This window comes from Mycetocola reblochoni REB411 (assembly GCF_900163835.1).
Lineage (GTDB): Bacteria > Actinomycetota > Actinomycetes > Actinomycetales > Microbacteriaceae > Mycetocola_B > Mycetocola_B reblochoni.
Genome location: NZ_FUKR01000056.1, coordinates 10975 through 32293, shown reverse-complemented (window position 1 = coordinate 32293; position 21319 = coordinate 10975). Strand labels below are relative to the sequence as shown.

At 72.9% G+C, this 21319-nt stretch carries 18 protein-coding genes; 8 read left to right on the top strand and 10 right to left on the bottom strand.

Annotated features, from left to right (window positions below):
• Nucleotides 1-82 precede the first annotated feature (82 nt).
• The 3 genes from FM119_RS09900 to fepB are packed head-to-tail and all read right to left on the bottom strand — an operon-like array spanning nucleotide 83 to nucleotide 3151.
• On the bottom strand, nucleotides 83-1123 hold the full coding sequence (locus FM119_RS09900) for a FecCD family ABC transporter permease (protein ID WP_087137651.1): 1041 nt from the start codon (nucleotides 1121-1123) through the stop codon (nucleotides 83-85).
• Complete coding sequence (locus FM119_RS09895; RefSeq protein WP_245827424.1) at nucleotides 1120-2160, bottom strand: FecCD family ABC transporter permease; 1041 nt, start codon at nucleotides 2158-2160, stop codon at nucleotides 1120-1122. The genes FM119_RS09900 and FM119_RS09895 overlap by 4 nt, the downstream gene beginning before the upstream one ends.
• A gap of 4 nt (nucleotides 2161-2164) precedes the next feature.
• On the bottom strand, nucleotides 2165-3151 hold the full coding sequence (gene fepB, locus FM119_RS09890; RefSeq protein ID WP_087137649.1) for a Fe2+-enterobactin ABC transporter substrate-binding protein: 987 nt from the start codon (nucleotides 3149-3151) through the stop codon (nucleotides 2165-2167).
• A gap of 342 nt (nucleotides 3152-3493) precedes the next feature.
• Here fepB and gdhA point away from each other — a divergent pair, with 342 nt between their 5' ends.
• Nucleotides 3494-4831 (top strand): NADP-specific glutamate dehydrogenase, encoded by a 1338-nt coding sequence (gene gdhA, locus FM119_RS09885; protein WP_087137762.1) that lies wholly within the window; start codon nucleotides 3494-3496, stop codon nucleotides 4829-4831.
• A gap of 432 nt (nucleotides 4832-5263) precedes the next feature.
• Complete coding sequence (locus FM119_RS09880; RefSeq protein ID WP_245827423.1) at nucleotides 5264-5950, top strand: LysM peptidoglycan-binding domain-containing protein; 687 nt, start codon at nucleotides 5264-5266, stop codon at nucleotides 5948-5950.
• A 163-nt stretch (nucleotides 5951-6113) separates the two neighbouring features.
• Here FM119_RS09880 and FM119_RS09875 read toward each other — a convergent pair whose 3' ends face one another.
• Nucleotides 6114-7496 (bottom strand): cation:dicarboxylate symporter family transporter, encoded by a 1383-nt coding sequence (locus FM119_RS09875; RefSeq protein ID WP_087137647.1) that lies wholly within the window; start codon nucleotides 7494-7496, stop codon nucleotides 6114-6116.
• A gap of 167 nt (nucleotides 7497-7663) precedes the next feature.
• Between FM119_RS09875 and FM119_RS09870 the strand changes: the two genes are divergently transcribed.
• Together FM119_RS09870 and FM119_RS09865 are read left to right on the top strand one after the other, a co-directional pair.
• Complete coding sequence (locus tag FM119_RS09870; protein ID WP_087137646.1) at nucleotides 7664-9241, top strand: sensor histidine kinase; 1578 nt, start codon at nucleotides 7664-7666, stop codon at nucleotides 9239-9241.
• Nucleotides 9238-10128 (top strand): response regulator, encoded by an 891-nt coding sequence (locus FM119_RS09865; protein WP_087137645.1) that lies wholly within the window; start codon nucleotides 9238-9240, stop codon nucleotides 10126-10128. The genes FM119_RS09870 and FM119_RS09865 overlap by 4 nt, the downstream gene beginning before the upstream one ends.
• A 27-nt stretch (nucleotides 10129-10155) precedes the next feature.
• Here FM119_RS09865 and FM119_RS09860 read toward each other — a convergent pair whose 3' ends face one another.
• Nucleotides 10156-10911: a tyrosine-protein phosphatase gene (locus tag FM119_RS09860; RefSeq protein ID WP_087137643.1), complete on the bottom strand. Its 756-nt coding sequence runs from the start codon at nucleotides 10909-10911 to the stop codon at nucleotides 10156-10158.
• Between the two features lie 111 nt (nucleotides 10912-11022).
• Entirely contained in the window at nucleotides 11023-12879 is a 1857-nt protein-coding gene (locus FM119_RS09855; protein WP_179205288.1) for a DUF2207 family protein, read from the bottom strand.
• An 88-nt stretch (nucleotides 12880-12967) separates the two neighbouring features.
• On the opposite strand from FM119_RS09855, the gene FM119_RS09850 reads away from it, so the two are divergent.
• Both FM119_RS09850 and FM119_RS09845 read left to right on the top strand, forming a co-directional pair.
• Nucleotides 12968-13624, top strand: coding sequence for a hypothetical protein (locus FM119_RS09850; protein ID WP_087137639.1), 657 nt, complete (start codon nucleotides 12968-12970; stop codon nucleotides 13622-13624).
• A gap of 64 nt (nucleotides 13625-13688) precedes the next feature.
• Entirely contained in the window at nucleotides 13689-14333 is a 645-nt protein-coding gene (locus FM119_RS09845) for a copper resistance CopC family protein (RefSeq protein WP_179205287.1), read from the top strand.
• A gap of 60 nt (nucleotides 14334-14393) precedes the next feature.
• Here FM119_RS09845 and FM119_RS09840 read toward each other — a convergent pair whose 3' ends face one another.
• From FM119_RS09840 to FM119_RS09830, 3 genes are all read right to left on the bottom strand, one after another.
• Nucleotides 14394-15428, bottom strand: coding sequence for an ABC transporter substrate-binding protein (locus FM119_RS09840; protein ID WP_087137635.1), 1035 nt, complete (start codon nucleotides 15426-15428; stop codon nucleotides 14394-14396).
• A 189-nt stretch (nucleotides 15429-15617) separates the two neighbouring features.
• Nucleotides 15618-15872: a hypothetical protein gene (locus tag FM119_RS09835; RefSeq protein WP_087137633.1), complete on the bottom strand. Its 255-nt coding sequence runs from the start codon at nucleotides 15870-15872 to the stop codon at nucleotides 15618-15620.
• Between the two features lie 161 nt (nucleotides 15873-16033).
• Nucleotides 16034-17266 carry an ABC transporter substrate-binding protein gene (locus FM119_RS09830; protein WP_087137757.1) on the bottom strand — a complete coding sequence of 411 codons (1233 nt, stop codon included), beginning with the start codon at nucleotides 17264-17266 and terminating at the stop codon, nucleotides 16034-16036.
• A gap of 170 nt (nucleotides 17267-17436) precedes the next feature.
• Here FM119_RS09830 and FM119_RS09825 point away from each other — a divergent pair, with 170 nt between their 5' ends.
• Nucleotides 17437-18654 (top strand): pyridoxal phosphate-dependent aminotransferase, encoded by a 1218-nt coding sequence (locus FM119_RS09825; RefSeq protein WP_087137631.1) that lies wholly within the window; start codon nucleotides 17437-17439, stop codon nucleotides 18652-18654.
• A 248-nt stretch (nucleotides 18655-18902) separates the two neighbouring features.
• On the top strand, nucleotides 18903-20192 hold the full coding sequence (locus FM119_RS09820) for a globin domain-containing protein (protein ID WP_087137628.1): 1290 nt from the start codon (nucleotides 18903-18905) through the stop codon (nucleotides 20190-20192).
• Here the strand turns inward: FM119_RS09820 and FM119_RS09815 are convergent.
• Complete coding sequence (locus FM119_RS09815; RefSeq protein ID WP_087137626.1) at nucleotides 20189-21316, bottom strand: UDP-N-acetylmuramate dehydrogenase; 1128 nt, start codon at nucleotides 21314-21316, stop codon at nucleotides 20189-20191. The genes FM119_RS09820 and FM119_RS09815 overlap by 4 nt on opposite strands.
• Nucleotides 21317-21319 lie beyond the last annotated feature (3 nt).

Genomic DNA, 21319 nt, shown 5'->3' with positions numbered 1-21319 from the left:
CCTTCCCTCGTCGTCTCCACCGCGTCGGCGCCGTCGCTGCGGCCGTGTCGTCCTCGTGGTCATGGTCGCCCGTCCCCCACCGTCACACCTGCCTGGTCCTGGTGACAAGCCAGAGCAGGTACAGACCGCCCAGCAGGCCCGTCACCACGCCGATCGGCAGGGGGACGCGGATCGGCGCGTACTGTCCGACGACGTCGGCCGCGACCACGAGCAGCGCCCCGACCAGGGCGGAACTGAGGATCGGCGGCGCCGAGCCCCGCACCAGCCGTGCCGCCAGCTGGGGTGCCGCCAGCGCCACGAAGGCGATCGGACCCGCCGCGGCGACGGCGACGGCCGCCAGCGCGACGGCGGCGACCATGAGCAGCACCCGGCTGCGCTCGACGCGGACGCCGAGCTGTGCCGCGGTGTCGTCGCCCATCTCCATGACGGCGAGCGCCCGCGCCTTCGCCAGCACCACGGGGATGAGGACCGCGAGCCCGACGAGCACGGGAACCGCGTGCGCCCACGTCCTGGCGTTCAGCGACCCGGTGAGCCAGATCTGCGCCGAGATCGCGAGCTCCAGCTGTCCTCTGGCCATGATGACGGTGTTGGCCGCCGCGAGCAGCGCGCCGACGCCGATGCCGATGAGCACGAGCCGGTAGCCGCCGGTCACACCCCCCTTGATGGACAGCAGGTAGACGACGAGCGCGGTCAGCAGGCCGCCCAGGACCGCCGCAAGGGCCGTGGCCACCGGCCCGCCGTCGACGAGGACGATCTGCGCGACCGCTCCGGTCGCCGCCCCGGTCGTGAAGCCGATCACGTCGGGGGACCCGAGCGCGTTGCGGGAGATCGACTGGAACACGCATCCGCTGATGCCCAGGGCCGCTCCGACCGCGACGGCCGTCACCAGCCGGGGCACACGGATGCCGAGCACGATCTTCTCGACGCGGTCCTCTCCTCTGCCGATGAGGGCCCCCGCGACCTCGCCGGGGCTCAGCTGGAGCGTCCCGGTGCCCAGGACGACGATCCCGAGCACCACGATGCCGACCGCCGCGATGAGACAGACGAGCAGCGCACGCGCAGGGATCAGCACGGAGCGCCGGCCGCGCCGGAGCAGCAGGCCGCTCGGCGTGACGCCGGTCACAGCTTCGCCACCCGGCGGCGGCGCACGAGCGCGATGAAGAACGGCGCGCCGATGAGGGCCGTCATGACGCCTGCGCCGATCTCTCCCGGGGCGACGACGACCCGGCCGAGCACGTCGGCGGCGAGCATGACGATCGCGGCCACCAGCACGCTGCACGGCAGGAGCCAGCGGTGTCCCTGCCCGACGAGGAGCCGCGATATGTGCGGCGCCGCAAGCCCCACGAAGCCGATCGGTCCGGCCGCGGCGGTCGCCGTCCCCGCGAGGACGACGACCGCGGCGACGGCGATGATCCAGGTGCGGCGGTGGTTCATCCCGAGCGCGGTGGACAGCTCCGTGCCGAGTGCGGCCTGGTCCAGCGGCCGCGCGATGAGCACCGCCAGCAGCAGGCCGAGGACGGTCGCGACGGCGATCACGGGGAGCACCTCGAAGCCGCGCCCCTGAAGTGAGCCCGTGGCCCAGTTGCGGTAGTCGTCGAAGGCCGTGTCGGTCCCGCTGATGAGCAGGACGCTCGTCACCGATCCGAGGACGACGGTCAGCGCAGCGCCCGCCAGGACGAGCCGGATCGGGTTGGTCCCTGCGTCGTGAGCCCGTCCCAGCAGGTAGACGACGCCGCTGCTCAGCAGCGCCCCGCCGAGCGCGAACCAGACGTAGCCACCGACGGCGGTCACCCCGAACACCGAGATCCCGACGGCCACGGCGACCGCGGCGCCGGCGTTGACGCCGAGCAGGCCGGGGTCGGCGAGCGGGTTCCGGGTGATCGCCTGCATGATGACCCCCGCGACGCCGAGGGCGGCTCCGGTCAGCACCGCCAGGACGGTGCGCGGGACGCGGAGCTCCCAGACGACGAGGTTCTGGTCGTCGGCCGGGTCGCGGTGCAGCAGCGCGTGGACGACGTCGGCGAGGGGGATCTCCCTCGAGCCGACGGCGAGGCTGACCATGACCAGCGCGACCAACAGCAGGCCGCCGGCGACGAAACCCCGCCGGCGCCGCGACCGGGCGCGTCGGCCCGGTCCCGCGCCGGCGGGGGTGGACTCCACCGTGCTAGCCGAGCTGCGCGCGCAGCTGGTCGATGATCTCGAGCGCGGAGTAGTAGTCGATGCGGAACGAGGTCTCGCCGAGGGTGTAGACCTGCGCGTCCGTCACGGCGGGCAGGTTCTGCAGCACCGGCTCGTCGAGGAACTGCGCGACCGTGTCCTCCGTGGAGGAGATCAGGAACACGCTGTCCCCCTCGATCGCCTTCGGCAGGTTCTCGAACGACACGAAGGCGAAGTCGCCGCGCGCCTGCTCGCTGGTGTCGAGTGACGCGTCCGCCTCGACGACGTCGAAGCCGAGGGCGTCGAGCAGGGTGGCGTGGGAACCGCCCTCCTTGGCGATGCCCGCGTCCTGGCCCGCCCCGTTGAAGGACACGATCGACGAGGTCCCCTCCGGCTGGGCGAGCTCCTCCGCCGCGGCGGCCGTGGTCGCGTCGAAGTCCTCGACGAGCGCGGTCGCGTCGGCCTCGTGCCCCGTGCTCTCGCCGAGCTCGGCGGCGAGGTCCTGCCAGTCCTTGCTGGAGTAGTCCACGGCGACGGTCGGGGCGATGTCGCTCAGCGCCTCGTACTGGTCAGCGGTGCTGTCGGCTCCGGCGGTCGAGATGACGATGAGGTCGGGGTCGGCGGCGATCACGGCCTCGAGGTCGAGGGTGAGGTCGGGGTAGAGGACCTCGACACCGCGCTCCTCGGCGACGTCAGACCACTGGGAGAAGAAGCCGACGTCGTCCGTGATGTCGCTCGGCGTGGTCGCGGCGCTGGCCACGACGGGCGCGTCGATGGCCAGGAGCGTTCCCGTCGCCGTGACGGAGGTGGACACGATGCGCTCGGGCTGGGCGTCGAGCGTGGTCTCGCCGAGCTCGTGGGTGATCGTCCGCGGCCAGTCGCCCTCGGCGGCGGCGGACTCCGTTGCGGTGTCGCTCGCGCCAGAGGCGCATCCGGTGAGCAGCAGTGCGCTCGCGGCGATCGCGGTGGCGATGAGGCCTCTGCGTCGTGTCATGACCGTTCTCCTTGTTCTCTTCACTTGTTCGCTGTCGCCGCCGCAGCGGCGTCCGGGCACGACGAACGGCGCCGGTGTACGGCGCGACGTGACCTGATCGTGGGGTGACCGCGGGGGCGGACAGCACGAAGTTAGCACAGCCTAAGCACAGCCGGAAGTCGCCGCCGGGCGCACTTGCCGTGGGGGACCCCCCGGCGCCAAACTGATCTGGCCCCACAACGGCTCCACTCTCGGAGTCTCCCCGCGGCTCACCCCGGTCGACGACCACACCGTCCACCGCGCACGGGCCCGGACAGCTCCACCACGCTCCACACGAAAGGGCTTCGTTTGCCCACCAGCTCCATCTCCCCCGTCATCGACTCCGTGTTCGACCAGGCCGTGACGCGGAACCCCGGTCAGCCGGAGTTCCACCAGGCCCTCCGCGAGGTCCTGGACAGCCTCTCCCCCGTGATCGCCGAGCATCCCGAGTACGTCGAGGCGGGAGTCCTCGAACGCCTCGTCGAGCCGGAGCGCCAGATCCTCTTCCGCGTCCCCTGGACCGACGACGAGAACCGCGTCAGGGTGAACCGCGGGTTCCGCATCGAGTTCAACTCCGCGCTCGGGCCGTACAAGGGGGGCCTGCGCTTCCACTCGAGCGTCAACGCCTCGATCGTCAAGTTCCTCGGCTTCGAGCAGATCTTCAAGAACGCGCTCACCGATCAGGGCATCGGCGGCGGCAAGGGCGGAAGCGACTTCGACCCGCACGGGCGCTCCGACGCGGAGGTCATGCGCTTCTGCCAGTCGTTCATGACCGAGCTGTACCGCCACATCGGCGAGCACACCGACGTGCCCGCTGGCGACATCGGCGTGGGCGGCCGCGAGATCGGCTACCTGTTCGGCCAGTACCGCCGCCTGACCAACCGCCACGAGTCCGGCGTGCTCACCGGCAAGGGCATCGGCTGGGGCGGGGCGCAGGTCCGCACGGAGGCGACCGGCTACGGCGCGGTGTACTTCGCGCAGGAGATGCTGAACACCATCGGCACCGACATCTCCGGGCGGAGGGTCGTCGTCTCGGGCTCGGGCAACGTCGCCATCTACGCGATCCAGAAGGCGACCCAGCTGGGCGCGACGGCGATCACGGCCTCCGACTCCGGCGGCTACGTCGTCGATGAGGCGGGCATCGACGTCGAGCTCCTCAAGCAGATCAAGGAGGTCGAGCGCGGCCGCATCTCCGACTACGCCGACCGCCGACCCGGGTCGCGGTACGTCGCCGGTGGCAGCCTCTGGGAGGTTCCCGGCGACATCGTCCTCCCCTGCGCGACGCAGAACGAGCTCGACGGTGCGGCGGCGGCACGGCTCATCGCCGGGGGCGCGATCGCCGTCGCGGAGGGGGCGAACATGCCCTGCACGCCCGAGGCGGTCGCCGCGTTCGGCGAGGCCGGCGTGCTGTTCGGCCCGGGCAAGGCGGCGAACGCCGGCGGGGTCGCCACGAGCGCGCTCGAGATGAGCCAGAACGCCGCCAGGCAGCGCTGGAGCTTCGCCGAGAGCGAGCAGCGCCTGGCGGACATCATGGCGGACATCCACCGCTCCGCCTTCGAGGCCGCGGAGCGCTACGGCGCACCGGGCGACTACGTGCTCGGCGCCAACGCCGCCGGCTTCGTGCGGGTCGCCGACGCGATGCTGGCTCAGGGCGTCGTCTAGCCCTCGCCGGGGCAGCGTTTCCCCCGGGGCCGGTCGAGGTGTCGACCGGCCCCTGCTCGTGTCCGCGGCCCGTGTGACGGGCCCTCGCGGCGCCGGGAACCCGTGAATTGCCTGATCGGCGCGGGCGGGGGCGGCACGGGAAGCGACGGTCCCCTCCCTCGCCCGCGATGACGCGGAAGGACGGCTGGCCTCGTCGCCACGGCCGCCGAGCAGCGCGGGCGTCGACGGCGGCGTCGACGGCCGATTCGGCTTGATAACGGTTTGACAACGAAGAACTGACGCGTAGTGTTGCCGACCGTGTACGCGCGGACTCCCTCTGCCACCCACCGCCCCCGGGGAGCCCGCGTTCTGAATCCCGATTTGCTTCAGCCGGGCGGTGACGTGACAACGACCGGGGACGGTCCGAGCGGCGGCAGGGCGACGGAGTGCATCTTGACAAACACCACCACCACCCCCAGGACCGCCCGCTTCGGACGCGCCGCCCGCCTCGGTCTCGCCGCCACAGGACTCGCCGTCGCGGCGACGGCGGTCACCGTCATGCCCGCCAACGCCGCCGACGAGGGCACCTGGGACGCGCTGGCCCAGTGCGAGTCCGGCGGCAACTGGGGCATCGACACCGGCAACGGTTACTCGGGCGGCCTCCAGTTCTCGCCGTCCACCTGGGCAGCCAACGGCGGAAGCGGCAACGCCGCGGACGCGTCGAAGGCCGAGCAGATCCGGGTCGCCGAGAACGTCCTCGCCAGCCAGGGCTGGGGCGCATGGCCCACCTGCTCCGCCCAGGTCGGCGCATCCGGCTCCGCGAGCCCGAGCTCGACGAGCGTCGACACGAGCACCACCGAGCAGACCCAGCAGGCCCCGGTCGAGCAGCAGACCCAGCAGGCTCCTGTCGAGCAGACCGCCGAGCAGGCCCCCGTGGCCGAGACGGTCGACTACACGCTGCCCGACGTCGAGGGCTCCGGCGAGTTCTATGAGGTCGCCGCGGGCGACAGCCTGGCCAGCATCGCCGAGGACAAGGGCGTCGACCAGGGCTGGCTCGCGCTCTACGCGGTCAACCATGACGGCATCGACTCGCCCGACGTCATCTACGTCGGCCAGAAGCTCGAGCTGCCCGCCAAGTAGCCCGCCCGTCGCCCCGCGACGACCGCGGCATCACCCGCGACGCCCCGCCTCCATCGGAGGCGGGGCGTCGCTCTGTCCGCACCGATGCGGCCGGCCCCGGGACGCAGCACGGACCGGTGCCGTCACTGCGGTTTTCCCGCCGCGGCCGGTCAGCGCCGCTCCCTCAGCCGCGGTTCGTGTGCCCGAGCGACGGGCCGGCATCCGCGTCGGGAGCGGGGCCGGCCGAGGACCGGACGCCGTGGCCGTCGGGGCTGAGCGTCGCCTCGTCAAAGGGGCGTCGCCCGTCGAGCACCTCGCCCATGCGCGCGCGGTCCAGCTGCGACGTCCAGGACCCGATGAGGACCGTCGCCACCGCGTTGCCGGTGAAGTTCGTCAGCGCCCTCGCCTCCGACATGAAGCGGTCGATGCCCACGATGACGCCGACCCCGTCCACGAGCTCCGGTCGGTGCGCCTGCAGGCCTCCGGCGAGGGTGGCCAGCCCCGCCCCGGTCACGCCGGCCGCCCCCTTCGAGGCGATCATCATGAACACGAGCAGCGAGATCTGCTCCCCCAGGCTGAGCGGCGTCCCCATCGCCGAGGCGAGGAACAGCGACGCCATCGTCAGGTAGATGGCCGTCCCGTCGAGGTTGAAGGAGTACCCCGTCGGCACCGTGATCCCGACGACCGGCTTCGAGACGCCGACGTGCTCCATCTTCGCGATCAGCCGCGGCAGCGCCACCTCGCTCGAGGAGGTGGAGACGATGAGCAGGTACTCCCTGCCCAGGTACGCCATGAGCCGGAAGATGCTCACCCGGGCGACGAGCCAGAGCAGCGAGCCCAGGACCACGACGATGAACAGCGCACAGGTGATGTAGAACGCCAGCATCAGCGTGCCCAGGCCGACGATCGCGGCGACGCCGGTCTGGCCGACGACGGCCGCGATCGCGCCGAACGCGCCGACGGGCGCCACCCACATGATCATCGACAGGATCCGGAACACCAGCGCCTGGACGAGCCGCGTCGCCTCGAGGATCGGCGCGCCCCTCTCCCCCATCCGCTGCAGGGCGAAGCCGACCAGGAGCGCGACGAGGAGCACCTGGAGGATGTTGCCGTCCACGAGGGAGGAGACCAGGGACGTCGGGATGATCCCGAGCAGGAACGAGGTCGTCGACGCCTCCTCCGTCTCGCCCGCGTCGTAGCTGGACCCGGCGATGTTGAGCCCCTCGCCCGGGTGGATGAGGTTGCCGACGACCAGCCCGATGGCCAGCGCGAAGGTCGACATGACGATGAAGTAGCCCAGCGCCAGGCCGCCGACCTTGCCGACGGTCGCCGCCTGCGCGATCGAGCCGACGCCGAGGACGAGGGTGCAGAAGATCACCGGGGCGATCATCATCTTGATGAGCAGGACGAAGGCCTCGCCGACGGGCTTGAGCCCCACGGCGAACTCCGGGGCCGCGAGCCCGACGGCGACGCCGCCGAGCACCGCGACGATCACAGCGATGTAGAGGTAGTGGGACGGGTCGATCCTGCGGCGGCGCCGCGTCGTGCTCCGGGGCTGGTGCGCCATTGCTTCCTGCCTTCGCTGTCGGGCGTGCCCGCACCGTCGCGGGCCTGTCCGCACACTCTGCCGACGGCGTTGTCGCCCTGTCCCGTTGTGTTCATACTGGTCACAGCCCCGGCAGCGCCGCCGGGTCGTCGGGCGACGCCGGTGTCGCCCCGGCAGGACGGGAGCCCATGAACACACGGAACGCACGATGGGGGGTGGCCGCACGGCTGCTGGCGATCCAGCTCTGCCTGATGCTGCTCGTCGGGGTGGCCGTGACCGCGTGGTCGGCCGCCGCGGCACGCTCGGACGTGGAACGCGAGGCCGTCGCGCTCAGTCGGAGCACCGCCTGGACGCTCGCGACCGCCCCCTTCGTCGTCGACGCCGTCGGCGCCTCGGCCGACCCGGCAGAGGTGACCGCGCGACTGCAGCCGTACACTCAGCGCGTGCTGGCGGGCGGCCACGTCGACTTCATCACCGTGATGGACACGGACAGGACCCGGTACACCCACCCCGACCCGGAGCGCATCGGCGGCGCCTTCGTCGGCAGCATCGACGCGGCCCTGCGCGGCGATGTCCTCACCGAGACCTTCGATGGGACGCTCGGCCCCTCGGTGCGCGCCGTCGCCCCCGTGCGCGACGCGGAGGACCGCGTCATCGCGCTCGTGGCGGCGGGAACGACGCTCGCCACGACGCAGCAGCTGCTCTCGACCCGGCTCGCCGTCACGATCGGCGTGGCCCTGGCCGTCCTGACGGTCTGCGCCGCGGCGTTGCTCGGCGTCGGCCGCTACCTGCACCAGGTGACGAGGGGCGGTGCGCGCGAGCAGCTCGACCTGCTCTTCGCCGCGCGCCACGGCATCGACTCGAGCAGGGGCGACGGGCTGGTCCTCCAGGCGGACGACGGGCGGCTGCTGCACTGGAACGCGCGCGCGGCGGAGCTGCTCGGCATCGACTCGGCCACGGAGCTCTCCACCGCGGCCGCGGAGCTGCTCGGTCGCAGATCCGGTCACAGCGACGCCGCGCTGATCGCCGGCGGACGCATCCTGCGGACCGACAGGGAGCGCTTCGGCTCGGCCAGCGGCCACCCGCACGGAGGGGCGGGGGCGATCTGGATCACCACCGTGCGCGACGACACCGACGTCGCCGCCCTCAGCGGAGAGGTCGCCACGCTGACGGCCGTGCGCGACGCGCTCCGCTCCCAGAACCACGAGTTCGCCAACCGGCTGCACACCATGATCGCGCTGATCGAGGTCGACCGCGCCGAGGAGGCCGTCGAGCTGGCCCTCGCGCAGAGCCGGGTGGACGCGTCACTGGCCGCTGAGCTGATGGAGGACTCCGCCGAGCCCGTGCTCGCGGCGCTGCTGATCGGGAAGAGCGCCGAGGCGGCGGCCCGAGGCATCGAGCTGACCGTCGAGCTCGACGGCGGGGCGGCGCCCGCGCCCGTGACGGGGCGCGAGCTGATCACGATCGTCGGCAACCTCGTCGACAACGCCCTGGACGCGGCCGCGGCGACGCCGCGCCCCACGGTGCGCGTGCGGGTCGACTCGTCCCCCGAACGGTGGCGCGTCAGGGTCGGTGACTCCGGCCGGGGCCCGCTCGACGGCCCGGCGGTCTTCGAGCTGGGCACCACGGCGAAGGCCGGGGACGGGCACGGCGTCGGCCTAGCGCTCGTGCGGCACAGCGTGCTCAGCGCGGGCGGCACGCTCCGGGTCGACGGCTCGACGTTCGAGGTCGTCCTCCCCCTGGCGCGCGCGGGGAGCGCGACGTGAGCCGGGCGAGTGACGCCGCCACCGGGCAGGGCTCACCGCCCGCCGAGCGGGCGCGGACCGGCACGGCGGTCAGGGTGCTGGTCGTCGACGACGACCCGCTCACCGCCGCCGCGCACGTCGCGATGGTGAACCGCGTCGACGGCTTCCACGCCGGCGAGCCGGTGCACAGCGCGGGGGCGGCGCTCGCGGCACTGCGGGCCACGAGAGGTGCCGAGCGGCCACGGCTGGTCCTGCTCGACCTCACGCTGCCCGACGCGACCGGCCTCGACGTCGCCCGGGCGCTGCGCGGCGCCGGCGACGACGTCGCGATCATCGCCGTGACCGCGGTCAGGGACGCGGCGGCGGTGCGTCAGGCCATCGCGCTCGGGGTCGGGCACTACCTGATCAAGCCGTTCGGCTTCGCCGCCCTCCGCGAGCGCCTGCTCGCCTACCGCGACTACGCCGAACGCAGCCTGCCCGAGGCACGGACGGACCAGTCCTCGGTCGATGCGGCCTTCGCCGCCCTGCACCGGCCCGCGCGCACCGCGCCGCCGAAGGGGCTGAGCGGGGACACGCTGGACGCGGCGGCCCGCGCGCTGCGACGCGCTGGGGCGGAGCCGCGCTCCGCCGCGGCACTCGCGGCCGAGCTCGGGGTGTCGCGGGTGACGGCACGGCGCTATCTCGAGCACCTGGTCGACACCGGAGCGGCCGTGCGCCGCAGCAGGCACGGAGCACCGGGGCGTCCACTCCTGGAGTACGCCGCGGTGGACACGGCCGACATCGACGCACACGCCGACGCCCTTCGAACGGACGCCGACACGGATACCGACGCCGACGCCGATGCGTCCACCACAGCGCACACGCACGCGGGCGATACCGCCGCCTCGACGGATGCCCCGACGCGATAGCCCGAGCGCCACGACGCCGCCCGCCCGCTACCGCGCTGCGGTACCCGGCACGACGAGCGCCGTGCGCAGCTGCGCCAGCTCATCGCCGTTCAGCCCCGCCGCGGCGAGGTAGGCGCTGGCGCCACCGTACGCGGCGTCGAGGTACTCGATCGTCGCCCGCATCGTCGACGCAGGGCTCGACACGATCAGCGCCCGCAGCTCGTCGGTCACCTCGAAGCCGAGCGACTCGACGATCGCCACGACACGACACTCCCACTCCCCCGACAGCATGCCCTCCGACAGCGCGTAGTCCGCGATCACCCGCTCCGCGTCGACGCCGGCGTGCAACAGCAGCACCGCCGTGGCGACACCGGTGCGGTCCTTGCCCGCTGTGCAGTGGATGAGCACGGCACCCGAGCCGGCCGTACGGATAACGATCCGGGCCAGCTCGGCCAGGTGCGCGGTCGCATCGTCCAGGATCGAGCGGTAGAGCACGTCCAGTCCGACACGGTCCAAGGCGCTCTGCTCGATGGATCCGGTGACCAGCGGCAGGCTCCGCCGTTCGACCGCGACCCCGTCCAGCGCGTCCGGCTGCCTCGCCACCTCGGCGTCGTCCCTGAAGTCGACGACGACGCGGACGCCGAGCTCGGCCATCCGCTCCCTCGCGCCGTCGGTGAGCCCGTGCAGCCCGTCCGCCCTGATGAGGACACCGGTCCTGATCGCGCCGTCGCCCGCCGGGACGCCGCCGAGGTCGCGCGAGTTGTACGTCCCCGCCAGGAGCGGGACGCCGCCGTCACCCGTCATCGGGCCTCCCCTCGTCGCTGCCCGTGTGGGACCGTCTCCGCACCGGGCATCACGGCACCCATTCTGCCCGTCGGCTCCGCGTCTGCCCGACGCCCCGCTGGGCCGGGACCATCAGCGGCCACCGGAGAACCCGCCACCGCCGCCGCCACCGGCGAAGCCGCCACCGCCGAAGCCGCTGCCCCCGGACACGCCCCCGCCCGATCCGGAGGACGCGGCGGCGAGGGACGAGGAGCTCTGCGACGACAGCCGCGACACCATCGTGGCCAGCAGCACGGCGTTCACGGTGCCGTCGGAGCCCTGGAACCAGCCCGGCTGACCGACGCTGTCGTAGCGAACGGCGAGCTCGGCCATCCAGCTCTTCTCCTGGCCGAACAGCGCCGCCCACGGCAGCAGGCGCTCGGTCACCCGGAGCATCTGCGCGTCGTCTCCGACATCGACCCTGTCCACCCCTGAGACCGACTGCAGGTAGGCGATGCGGTCCTTCTCCGCCAGCTCGATGAACTCCTCCAGGCCCTCCAGGTACTCCTTCTTCTCCGCACCCGCGCGGGTGAGCCGTGCGGGGGGAAGCTGCAGGACGAGCAGCACGATCAGAACGGCTGCGAGGCCGACGCCGGCGAGCAGGAAGGTGGGGGTGACCGCGCCGAGCACGACGGCCACGACGAGCGCCGCGACGCCGCCGACCGCCAGCAGGGCCGCGAGGGCGAGGATGACGTGGCGCGGACGCCGGTCGGCCGGCTTCGCCCGGAGGCCCAGACGCGTCGCCGCGGAGGTCTCGCTCAGCTCGCTGAGCCGCGTGCCCTGCTTCTGGTCGGACGAGGACATCGTATTGACGTTCCCGGGGGTGCGTGCGGGGAACAGCGCGCCGAGGGTGCGGTCCAGGCTGCGCGCCGCCTCCGTGTCCCCCTCGACATGCGTCTGGAGCAGTTCCAGGTGCATCGACTTCTTCTTCGTCGGCGACTGCACGATCCGGATGACGCCCGACACCGCGAGCGCGAGGATCTCGGCGGTGAGCACCCGCTGCGCGGGAACGGTGACGATCTCGGCGGCGAGGCGGGGCGAGACCTCGGGGTCGGGGACGTACTGGGCCACGACGACGCCCCTGCCGTCCTCGTCCTTCCAGCGTGCCCTGGCGAACAGCCCGACGACAAGCGCCAGCGCGGACGCGCCGAGCAGCCCGATCCAGCCGAAGCGGCCGAGGGTCGTCTCCTCGGGGAAGTGCGGCCGGGTGAAGGTCCCCTCGTTGAAGCCGAGCACGATGCTCCACGCCGTGTCGGGGGCGAGGTCGGTCGCGGCCACGGAGAACACGGTCGCACCGCCGGACTCGCTACGGTCCACGTCGCACCGGCTGTCGTCCCCGTAGGCGCCGATGAAGCAGGTGCTGCGGCCGTCCAGCCCCGGAGCGAGCGCCGAGGGGACCGTCACGGTGCCGCTCGCACGGTCGATGCGCTGCGGGGTCGCGCCGCCGAGGATGTCCCAGTAGAACTCGTCCTCCGTCTGCGTCGACGGGTCGGGGTTGAAGGCGACGTTCTCCATCCGGTAGGAGATGACGTACCGCGTCGCACCGTGCTTGAAGGTGTCGTCGTCGATGGTGAGGACGGTGTACTCCTGCTCGTCCGCGCCCTCCTGGTCGTCGACCTCGAACGGGACCTCGGTGCCCTCCCCGTCGGTGACCTCGATGTCGCTCGTGTTCAGCGGGGCGCCCTTGTAGCTCTGCGGCAGGCCCCTGACGATGCCGCGGTTCTGATCGGTCTCGGGGAACACGGCCGTCCAGTCCTCGACGACCTCGGCCGTCGCCCTGCCGTCGTCGGTCGTGCCGAGCGTGATACCGACGTCCAGGTCGCTGTAGTGGAAGTCCTCCACGTCGGCGGCGGCCGGGGTCGCGCCGACGGAGCCGCCAAGGCCGACCGCGGTCAGGACCACAGCGGGCAGGACGAGCAGGGGCAGTCGACGTCGCTTCGTGGGGCGCATGCTGACAACGGTAGCGACCCGCGCGGACGGCGTCACGGTCGCCGCGGGGTCCAGGCGACGCGGCGACGGGTCTGAGAGACTGGCAGGCATGGCCCACTCCCGTCGTTCGCGCGCGCTCCGCGGCGTCCTGACGGCTGCCGTCGCCTGCTACGTCGCGCTCGCGGCGCACGTCCTCGCCGGAGGGGAACCCCCGCACCCGCTCGGCGTCCTCGTTCCGCTCGTCCTGGCCTCGGCCGCCTGCGTGCCGCTGGCCGGACGGCGGTGGTCCTGGCCGCGGCGGATCGCCGCGGTGTCGGTGTCCCAGCTGCTCTTCCACCAGCTTTTCCTGCTCGGCTCCGTCGGCACGGCGACGGTGCCGGGGTCCGTCGGCTCCGCCACGACGGCGCACGCCGGACACGGGAGCGGGAGCGGCGTGGATCTGGTCCCTGCGCTGAGCACCGTGGCCGCGCCACCCGCGGCTGCGTGCGCGTCGATGGTCGCGCTGCACCTCTCCGCCGCCGTGCTCACGGTGCTGATGCTCGGGGCCGCGGCTGCGGCCGCCACGGCGCTCGGGCGAAGCGGCGGACTCCGCCGGATCGCAGCGCTGTTCCGCGGCACCGTCGTGACGGCACGGCGCTCCGCAGCGACCGCCGTCTCCGGGCGCTCCGCCGCCGTGCCCTCCCCCCGACGCGGACCCCGTGGCTCCCGCGCGCCGCCGCGGACGGCGAACGCGCCCGGCGCCCGGCCCCTCCCGGTGCCGGCCTGAGCGCCAGACGACCCGACATCCCGCGGCGCACCGCCGCCCCACTTCATCACCAAGGAGCACACCCGTGCACACCACACCCCTCCGCCCCGCGCGTCGCGCGGCGGCGACCGTCACCGCCGTCGCCGCGGGCGCACTGCTCGCGCTCGGCCTCGCCGCGCCCGCCCAGGCGCACGACCAGCTGATCGGCAGCGCCCCGTCCGAGGGCGAGGTCCTCGATGCCGCCCCCACCGAGGTCAGCGCCGTCTTTTCCGCCGAACTGCTCGACACCGGCGCCACCCTGATCGTGGCCGACTCCGAGGGCGTCGACAGGGCCATCGGCGAGCCCGAGATCGACGGCGACACCGTCAGCGTCCCCGTCGACGACGAGATGGCCCCCGGGGACGCCGAGATCCGCTGGAGGGTCGTCTCCTCCGACGGCCACCCGATCGAGGGCGTCATCCCGTTCAGCGTCGAGGCGGCGGCAACGGCAAGCGCCACGCCGAGCAGTGCGGCCGAGCCGAGCGCGACGGCCACCGATGAGCCGTCGGCGACGCCCAGCGCGACCGAGAGCGCACCGGCCGCAGTCGACGACGCCTCCGGTGCCGGACCGATGCCCTTCGTCCTCGGCGGCATCGCCCTCGCGGCCGTCGCGGCGATCCTCTTCGCGGTGCTCCGGCGTCGGACGCCTCCGACCGCGCAGGACGACTCCACGGGGAACGACGGCGCCTGACCCTCCGACGACGACGCCCCCGCGAGCCTGCTCGCGGGGGCGTCGTCGTCGGCCGGGAGGTCACTTCCCGTCGAGCGCCTCGCTCAGCTGCGGGACCACGGTCTCGATCGCGTACTCGGTGGAGAGCACGGACCCGGTCGAGAACGCGTTCGCCTGCGTCTGATCGGACATGATCAGGGCCCGCCCGTCCTTCACCGCGGGCAGATCGGTGTAGAGCTTCTGCGAGGTGACCTCGTCCTCGTCCGTGCCGATGAGGAAGGTGACGATCAGGTCGGCGTCGAGCGCGCTGAGGTCCTCGGACGAGATCGGCACGAAGAAGCCGCCGTCCGCGTCCATCCCCGCGATCTCGGGGTTCTGCTCGAAGCCGAGCCGCTCGAGGAACTCCACGCGCGCGTCCCCCTCGACGTACGCGCTCCACCCCTCGGAGGTGTAGACCGCGGCGGTCGCGGTCGCCCCGTCGAACTCGGGGTGCGCGGCACGCTGCGCCTCGAAGGAGGCGTCGAGCTGGGCCAGGAGCTCCTCGCCCGCGGGTGCGGCACCGAGCGCCTCGGCGATGACGGTGAGCTGGTCCTCGGTCGAGGTCAGGTAGTTCTGACCCCCCTCGAGGATGCCGACCGTGGGGGCGATCTCGCTCAGCCGCTCGTAGCGCTGCTCGTCGCCGCTGCTCTTGACGTCGAGGATCACGTCGGGGTCGAGCGCGAGGATCTCCTCGTAGGAGGGCTCGAGCGTGCCGATGATCTCCGGCGCGGTGTCGTAGAGGTCCTCGGCCCACGGCCCCACGCCCTCGCCGCCGAAGGCGAGCCAGTCGGACGCGCCGACCGGCTGCACGCCGAGCGCCAGAGCGGCCTCCGCGTCGCCCCAGCCCAGCGCGACGACGCGCTCGGGACGGTCCGGGATCGTGACCTCGCCGAAGGCCGAGTCGACGGTGACGGGGAAGCCCTCGGCCGACGTGCCCGTGGTCTCCTCCGCGGCGGGCGAGCCGGAGCAGGCGGCGAGCGCGAGAGCGGACACGGCACCGACGACGGCGAGGCTGACGGTGCGGAGCGGGCGTCGAGCGGGAACGGGGTCGATGGTGCGACGGGGAGTCTGACGCATGGCTGCCTTTCCTGGCGGGCGAGGGTGAACACGGGGACGTCCAGGGAAGGCTACCCTTCCTCGTCGCCCCGCGTCATCCCGTCCCCCCCAGTCGCACGGAAGACCCCGGGCGGGCGAGCACCCCGTACCCCGCGCGTCGACGTGCGCCGCCCCGTCCCTCCCGGCGGCGCACGTGGATGTTCCGGTGAGCTAGTACCTGATCTCGGTGTACCAGAAGGGGGCGTCGTTGCCGATCTTGTGGTACTCGCAGTACGTCGCCACACGCGGTTTGTAGCCGTACGACGCGTAATAGGCCACCTTGGCGGGGGTCCCAGCCACGCACGCGATCCGGGACGAGAAGTTACCGCCCCATGCCGCGGCCTGGGCCGGCGCCGCCGATACGAGCAGTCCCGCGGCGAGTCCCACGGTCGCCAGTCCCCCGACCAGCGTTCTTCTGAGTGTCATGGTGTCCCCGATCCCGTGATCTCCAGCGATGTCCTGGCAGCGTATCGGCGTCGCCGACGGAAGAGAAGGGGTGCGTTCGAGGCGTCAGCGCGGCCGCCGTCGCGGACGTGGCCGCGCCGGAACGCGCGAGTGCGTCCCGGCCCGGCCACGGGCGCCACCGGTCAGGAGCCGATGCCGAGGATCCGCAGCAGGCGCGGGTCCGTCAGCGGGGACTCACCGGTCACCGGCCCGAAGACCTCCTCCATCTCGGCACGGACCTCGGCGACGTGGTCGCGGTCGGCCATCCACTCGACGAAGTCGGCCGGATCCGTGTTGGGGTACTCTGACAGCGGCTTCAGCCCCGCGGGCTCGGCGAGGTCGTCCCTCGTCCGCCACCCGGGCTGGACCGACTGGAACTCCGCGCTGGCCACGTAGGCCAGGAACAGCTCCCCCGCCGCGGGGTTGTCGGCCTTGTCGAAGACGGCGGCGCGCTGTGTCCACACGAGGAACGGGTCCTCAGCGGGGATGAACGCGGTGGACGGGTCGCCCTCGGCCGTGGCGTAGGCCGTCAGGTTGCCGATCGCCTTCTGTCCCTCGGCGCCGACCATGGCGGCGGGCGCGGCCGTGCCCCTCACCCACTCCGGGTGCTGGTCCCTCAGCTCGGCGAGGAAGCCGTCGCCGTACGTCTCCCGGATCCTGTCGTAGACGTACAGCACCGCGTCGTCGTCGTGGGGAGGGGTCAGAGCGAGGCGGCCGTCGTACTGCTCGTCGAGGAAGTCCCCGTAGCCGGTCGGCATGGTCTCGACCTCGTCCTGCGCGTAGCTGGGCAGGAAGCCGAGCATCATCGCCGTGAGGTAGGCGCCGTCCTCGTCGGCGTACCCCGGCAGCTGGTGCTCGGCACCGAGTGGGGTGAACTCGCGCAGCTCGCCGCGTTCCTTCCAGTCGTCGAAGTCGAAGGTGGTCTGGAGCATGGCCACGTCCGGTTCGACCCTGCCCTCGGCGAGCTGCTCGTTGATCCGCTCGTCGTGGACCTTCGACAGGTCGACGGTCAGGTCGAGGTCGACGCCGGGGAAGCGCTTCTCGAAGGCGTCGACGAGCGCGTCCTGCTGGTTGGGCGCGTCTCCCCCTGCCCAGACGGTGAGCGTCCCTCCCTCGGCGACGGCCTTCTCGTACAGCTCGGCGAGCTCAGCGGACTCGTCCGCCAGCGCGGTGGCCGCGTCGGGGACCGGCCCGAGCTCGGGCGCGGCCGCGGCGGCGCCCTGCTCGGGCCCGGCGCAGGCGCTGAGCAGCAGGACGGCGCCGAGCGAGACCGCCCCGATCGGGGCGAGGCGGCGGGTACGGGAACGGGAGCGCGGGGTTCCCGCGTGAGAGCCCGTCCGGTGCGACGGGGCGGGCGCGTGCGATGGTCGTGGCATGGCTGCCTCCTGGGGATCGTTGTGAGCGTCGACGCCGGGGGAGGCGGCCATCGGGGACGCGACGTCACCACAACTGCAACACATATTCCTGAACACGCGTTCACACATTCGGCCGGCACCGATCCTGACGGATTCCCCGCTTGGAACCGGGCACCGCCTATGCTCGTACCGTGGCACAGACACCCCGACTCTCAACGAAAATCTCCTCCATCGCCGAGTCCGCGACCCTCAAGGTCGACGCCAAGGCCAAGGCTCTGCAGGCCTCCGGCCGCCCCGTGATCAGCTACGCGGCGGGCGAGCCCGACTTCGCCACGCCGGCGCACATCGTCGAGGCCGCCGAACGCGCCGTCGTCGACCCGAAGAACCACCGGTACACCCCGGCCGCGGGACTGCCCGAGCTCCGCGAGGCGATCGCCGACAAGACCGCGCGCGACTCGGGCCACGCCGCAACCCCCGGCCAGGTGATCGTCACCAACGGCGGCAAGCAGGCGGTGTACCAGTCCTTCCAGGTGTTGCTGAACCCGGGCGACGAGGTGCTCCTCCCCGCCCCGTACTGGACCACCTACCCCGAGGCGATCCGCCTGGCCGACGGTGTTCCGGTCGAGGTGTTCGCCGGGGCCGAGCAGGGCTACCTGGTCACCGTCGAGCAGCTCGAGGCCGCACGGACGGACCGGACGAAGGTGCTGCTGTTCGTCTCCCCGTCGAACCCCACCGGCGCCGTGTACTCCCCCGAGCAGGTGCGCGCCATCGGGGAGTGGGCGCTCGCCCACGGTATCTGGGTCATCAGCGACGAGATCTACCAGAACCTCACCTACACCGAGGACCCCGAGGCCGCCCCGACCTCGGCGACCGGGATCCTCCAGGCGGTCCCCGAACTGGCCGAGCAGACCATCCTCGTCAACGGCGTGGCCAAGACCTATGCCATGACCGGCTGGCGGGTCGGCTGGATGGTCGGGCCGTCGGACGCCATCAAAGCGGCCGCGAACCTGCAATCCCATCTGAGCTCGAACGTCAACAACGTCGCGCAGCGCGCCGCGATCGCCGCCCTGACCGGCCCGCAGGACGCCGTCGAGCAGATGCGCCGCGCCTTCGACCGCCGGCGACGGCTCATCGTCGAGGAGCTGAACCGCATCCCCGGCGTCGTCACGCCCGTCCCCGAGGGTGCGTTCTACGTCTACCCCGACGTCAGCGGGCTGCTCGGCCGCGACTGGAACGGCACAACCGCGCACACCTCGCTCGAGCTCGCCGATCTCGTCCTCGACCAGGCCGAGGTCGCCGCCGTCCCCGGCGAGGCCTTCGGCCCCTCCGGCTACCTCCGACTCAGCTACGCCCTCGGCGACGAGCCGCTGCTCGAGGGGATCCAGCGCCTCCAGCGCCTCTTCGGCTGACCGGCCGCCCCTCCGGCCCCACCGACCCGAACGGGGCGGGTCACCGGTTGTCCCCAGGCGAGCCCTCCGTCCCGGCGCGGAGGGCTCGCGGTGTTCCAGGCTGGGTGCGGCCACATCGGCCCGCCCGCGAGCACACGCCGGCCCCGCGCCCCCGGCGCTCCCCCGTCCCGGCCGTCGCCGGGCCGCAGCGCGATCGGGCGACGGACCGTCGGCGCCCGGACCGCGCGGTCATCGACGGAAGGACACCCATGCTCACCCCACGATCCGCGACGCTGATCGCGGCCACGCTCCCCCTCGTCTCGGAGCACATGGAGCAGATCAGCGCGGACTTCTACCGCCGGCTGTTCTCCGCCCACCCCGCGCTCGAGTCCGACCTGTTCAACAGGGGCAACCAGGCCCGCGGCGACCAGCAGCGCGCGCTCGCGGGTGCGGTTGTCGCCTTCGCCCGGCACCTCACGACGCCGGGCGCTCCGCCCGTGGCCGAGCTCATGGCCAGGATCAGCAACAAGCACGCCTCCCTCGGCATCGTCGAGGACCAGTACCCGGTCGTGCACGAGCACCTCTTCGCCGCGATCGCCGCCGTCCTCGGCGACGCGGTGACGGCCGACGTCGGCGCGGCCTGGAACGAGGTGTACTGGCTGATGGCCGACGAGCTGGTCGCGGCGGAGAGCGCGCTGTACCGTCACGCCCACGTCGGCGACGGCGAGGTGTGGGGCGACCGGCTCGTCATCGACCGGCAGCAGGCCGCGGAGGGGACCGTATCACTGGTCCTGGCCGCGCCCGAGGGGCAGCCCCCGCTGCCGTCCTTCCTCCCCGGACAGTTCATCTCGGTGCAGATGCGACTCCCGGACGGCGCGGAGCAGATCCGGCAGTACAGTCTGTCGTCGTCGCCGGGCATGGACGGGCGCTGGCGGATCACCGTCAGGCGCATCGAGCCGACCCGCGGCTCCCACGCCGCCTACCTGCCCGGCGAGGTGTCGAACGCGATCGTCGACACGGTCCACGAGGGCGACACCATCAGGACCTCCCTGCCCTTCGGCGCCGTCGGCCTGCCCGACGAGGGTGTGCCCCTGGTCATGATCAGCGCGGGCGCGGGGATCACGCCGTTCCTCGGGATCCTGCACTACCTCGCCGACACCGGGGACGCGAGGACGATCCGTGTGCTGCACAGCGACCGGACGCCGGAGCGCCTGGCACACAGGGGCGAGCTGGACGAGCTCCTCGCGCGGCTGCCCGGCGCCGACGCCGTCCTCTGGTTCACCGACGGGCGCGCGCAGGAGGATCGGCACCTGCGCGTCTCCGCGACCGACGTGCCCGACGGGGCTGTCGTCGTCGTCTGCGGCCCCATCCCGTTCATGACCTCGGTACGGGCACAGCTCATCGACGCCGGCGTGGACCCCGGGCTGATCCGCACCGCCGTCTTCGGCCCGGAGCCGGACCCGCTCCGCGACCCGACCGCCCCCGGCACGCGCCGGTCCCGCTCGCGCCACGGACGCCACGCAGGGGAGGCGTCATCGACGGGCGACGGGAAGCCCTAGATCTCGACGCCGAGCGTCACCGGCTCGGGTACCAGGTCGACGCCGAACTCGGCGCGCACGCGCAGCACGACGAAGCGGGCCAGCTCAGCGACCTCGGCGGCGGTTGCACCGTCGTGGTTGGTGAGCGCGAGGGTGTGCTTGCTCGATATCGCGGCCCGCGAGCGCGGCAGTGCGAAGCCGCGGGGGATCCCGGCGTTCTCGATGAGCCATGCCGCGCTGAGCTTCACCCGCGCGGCTCCGTGCCCCGACGGCGCCGGGACCGAGCCGTCGAACCGGTCCAGCGGGATCACCGTGTCCGCCGCCGTGCCGTCCTCGACGGGCCACCGCGGAGCGGAGGCGGGGAGGACGGCAGCGACGGCCGCCGGCACGGTCGGGTTGGTGAAGAAGCTCCCCGCGCTGCGGGTGTCGGGGTCGGCGGCATCGAGCACCATTCCCTTGCTCGCGCGGAGCGCAAGCACGGCCGAGCGCACCTCGGCCGGCGCGACGACCGCGCCCAGCTCGACGCCGAGCGCACGCGCGAGTTGCTCGTAGGCCACCGGCTGCGAACGGCCCCCCGACTCGACCAGCTCGATGTCGACGCTGAGCACGACGGCGTCCCTCACCGGCGGCAGTCCACCGTGCCGTTTGAGCACGGAGGTCCGGTAGCCGAGCGCCAGCTCGGCGGCGTCCAGGTGGACCCGGTCGCCGCTCTCGCGGTCGAGGACGGTGACACCGACGAGGACGCCCGCGACGTCCTGTCCGTAGGCGCCGATGTTCTGGATGGGCGCCGCCCCCACCGAGCCGGGGATTCCCGACAGCGCCTCGATGCCGGACCAGCCGGACTCCACGGTCGCCGCGACGAGCGCATCCCAGTTCTCGCCCGCCTGCACGCGCAGCCGCACGCGGCCCTCGTCGGAGTCCAGACGCCGAATCCCCGTCGTCCTGACCAGGACGACGGTGCCGTCGTAGCCGTCGTCACCGACGAGCAGGTTCGATCCCCCGCCGACGACCAGGGGGTCCTCCCCCCTGTCCCAGACGGCGGCGACAGCGGCGACGAGCGATTCCTCCGTCGCCGCCGTGACGATCTCGTCGGCCGGCCCGCCGACCCGAAGAGTGGTGTGCTCGGCCAGAAGCGGCGAGGTCACGGC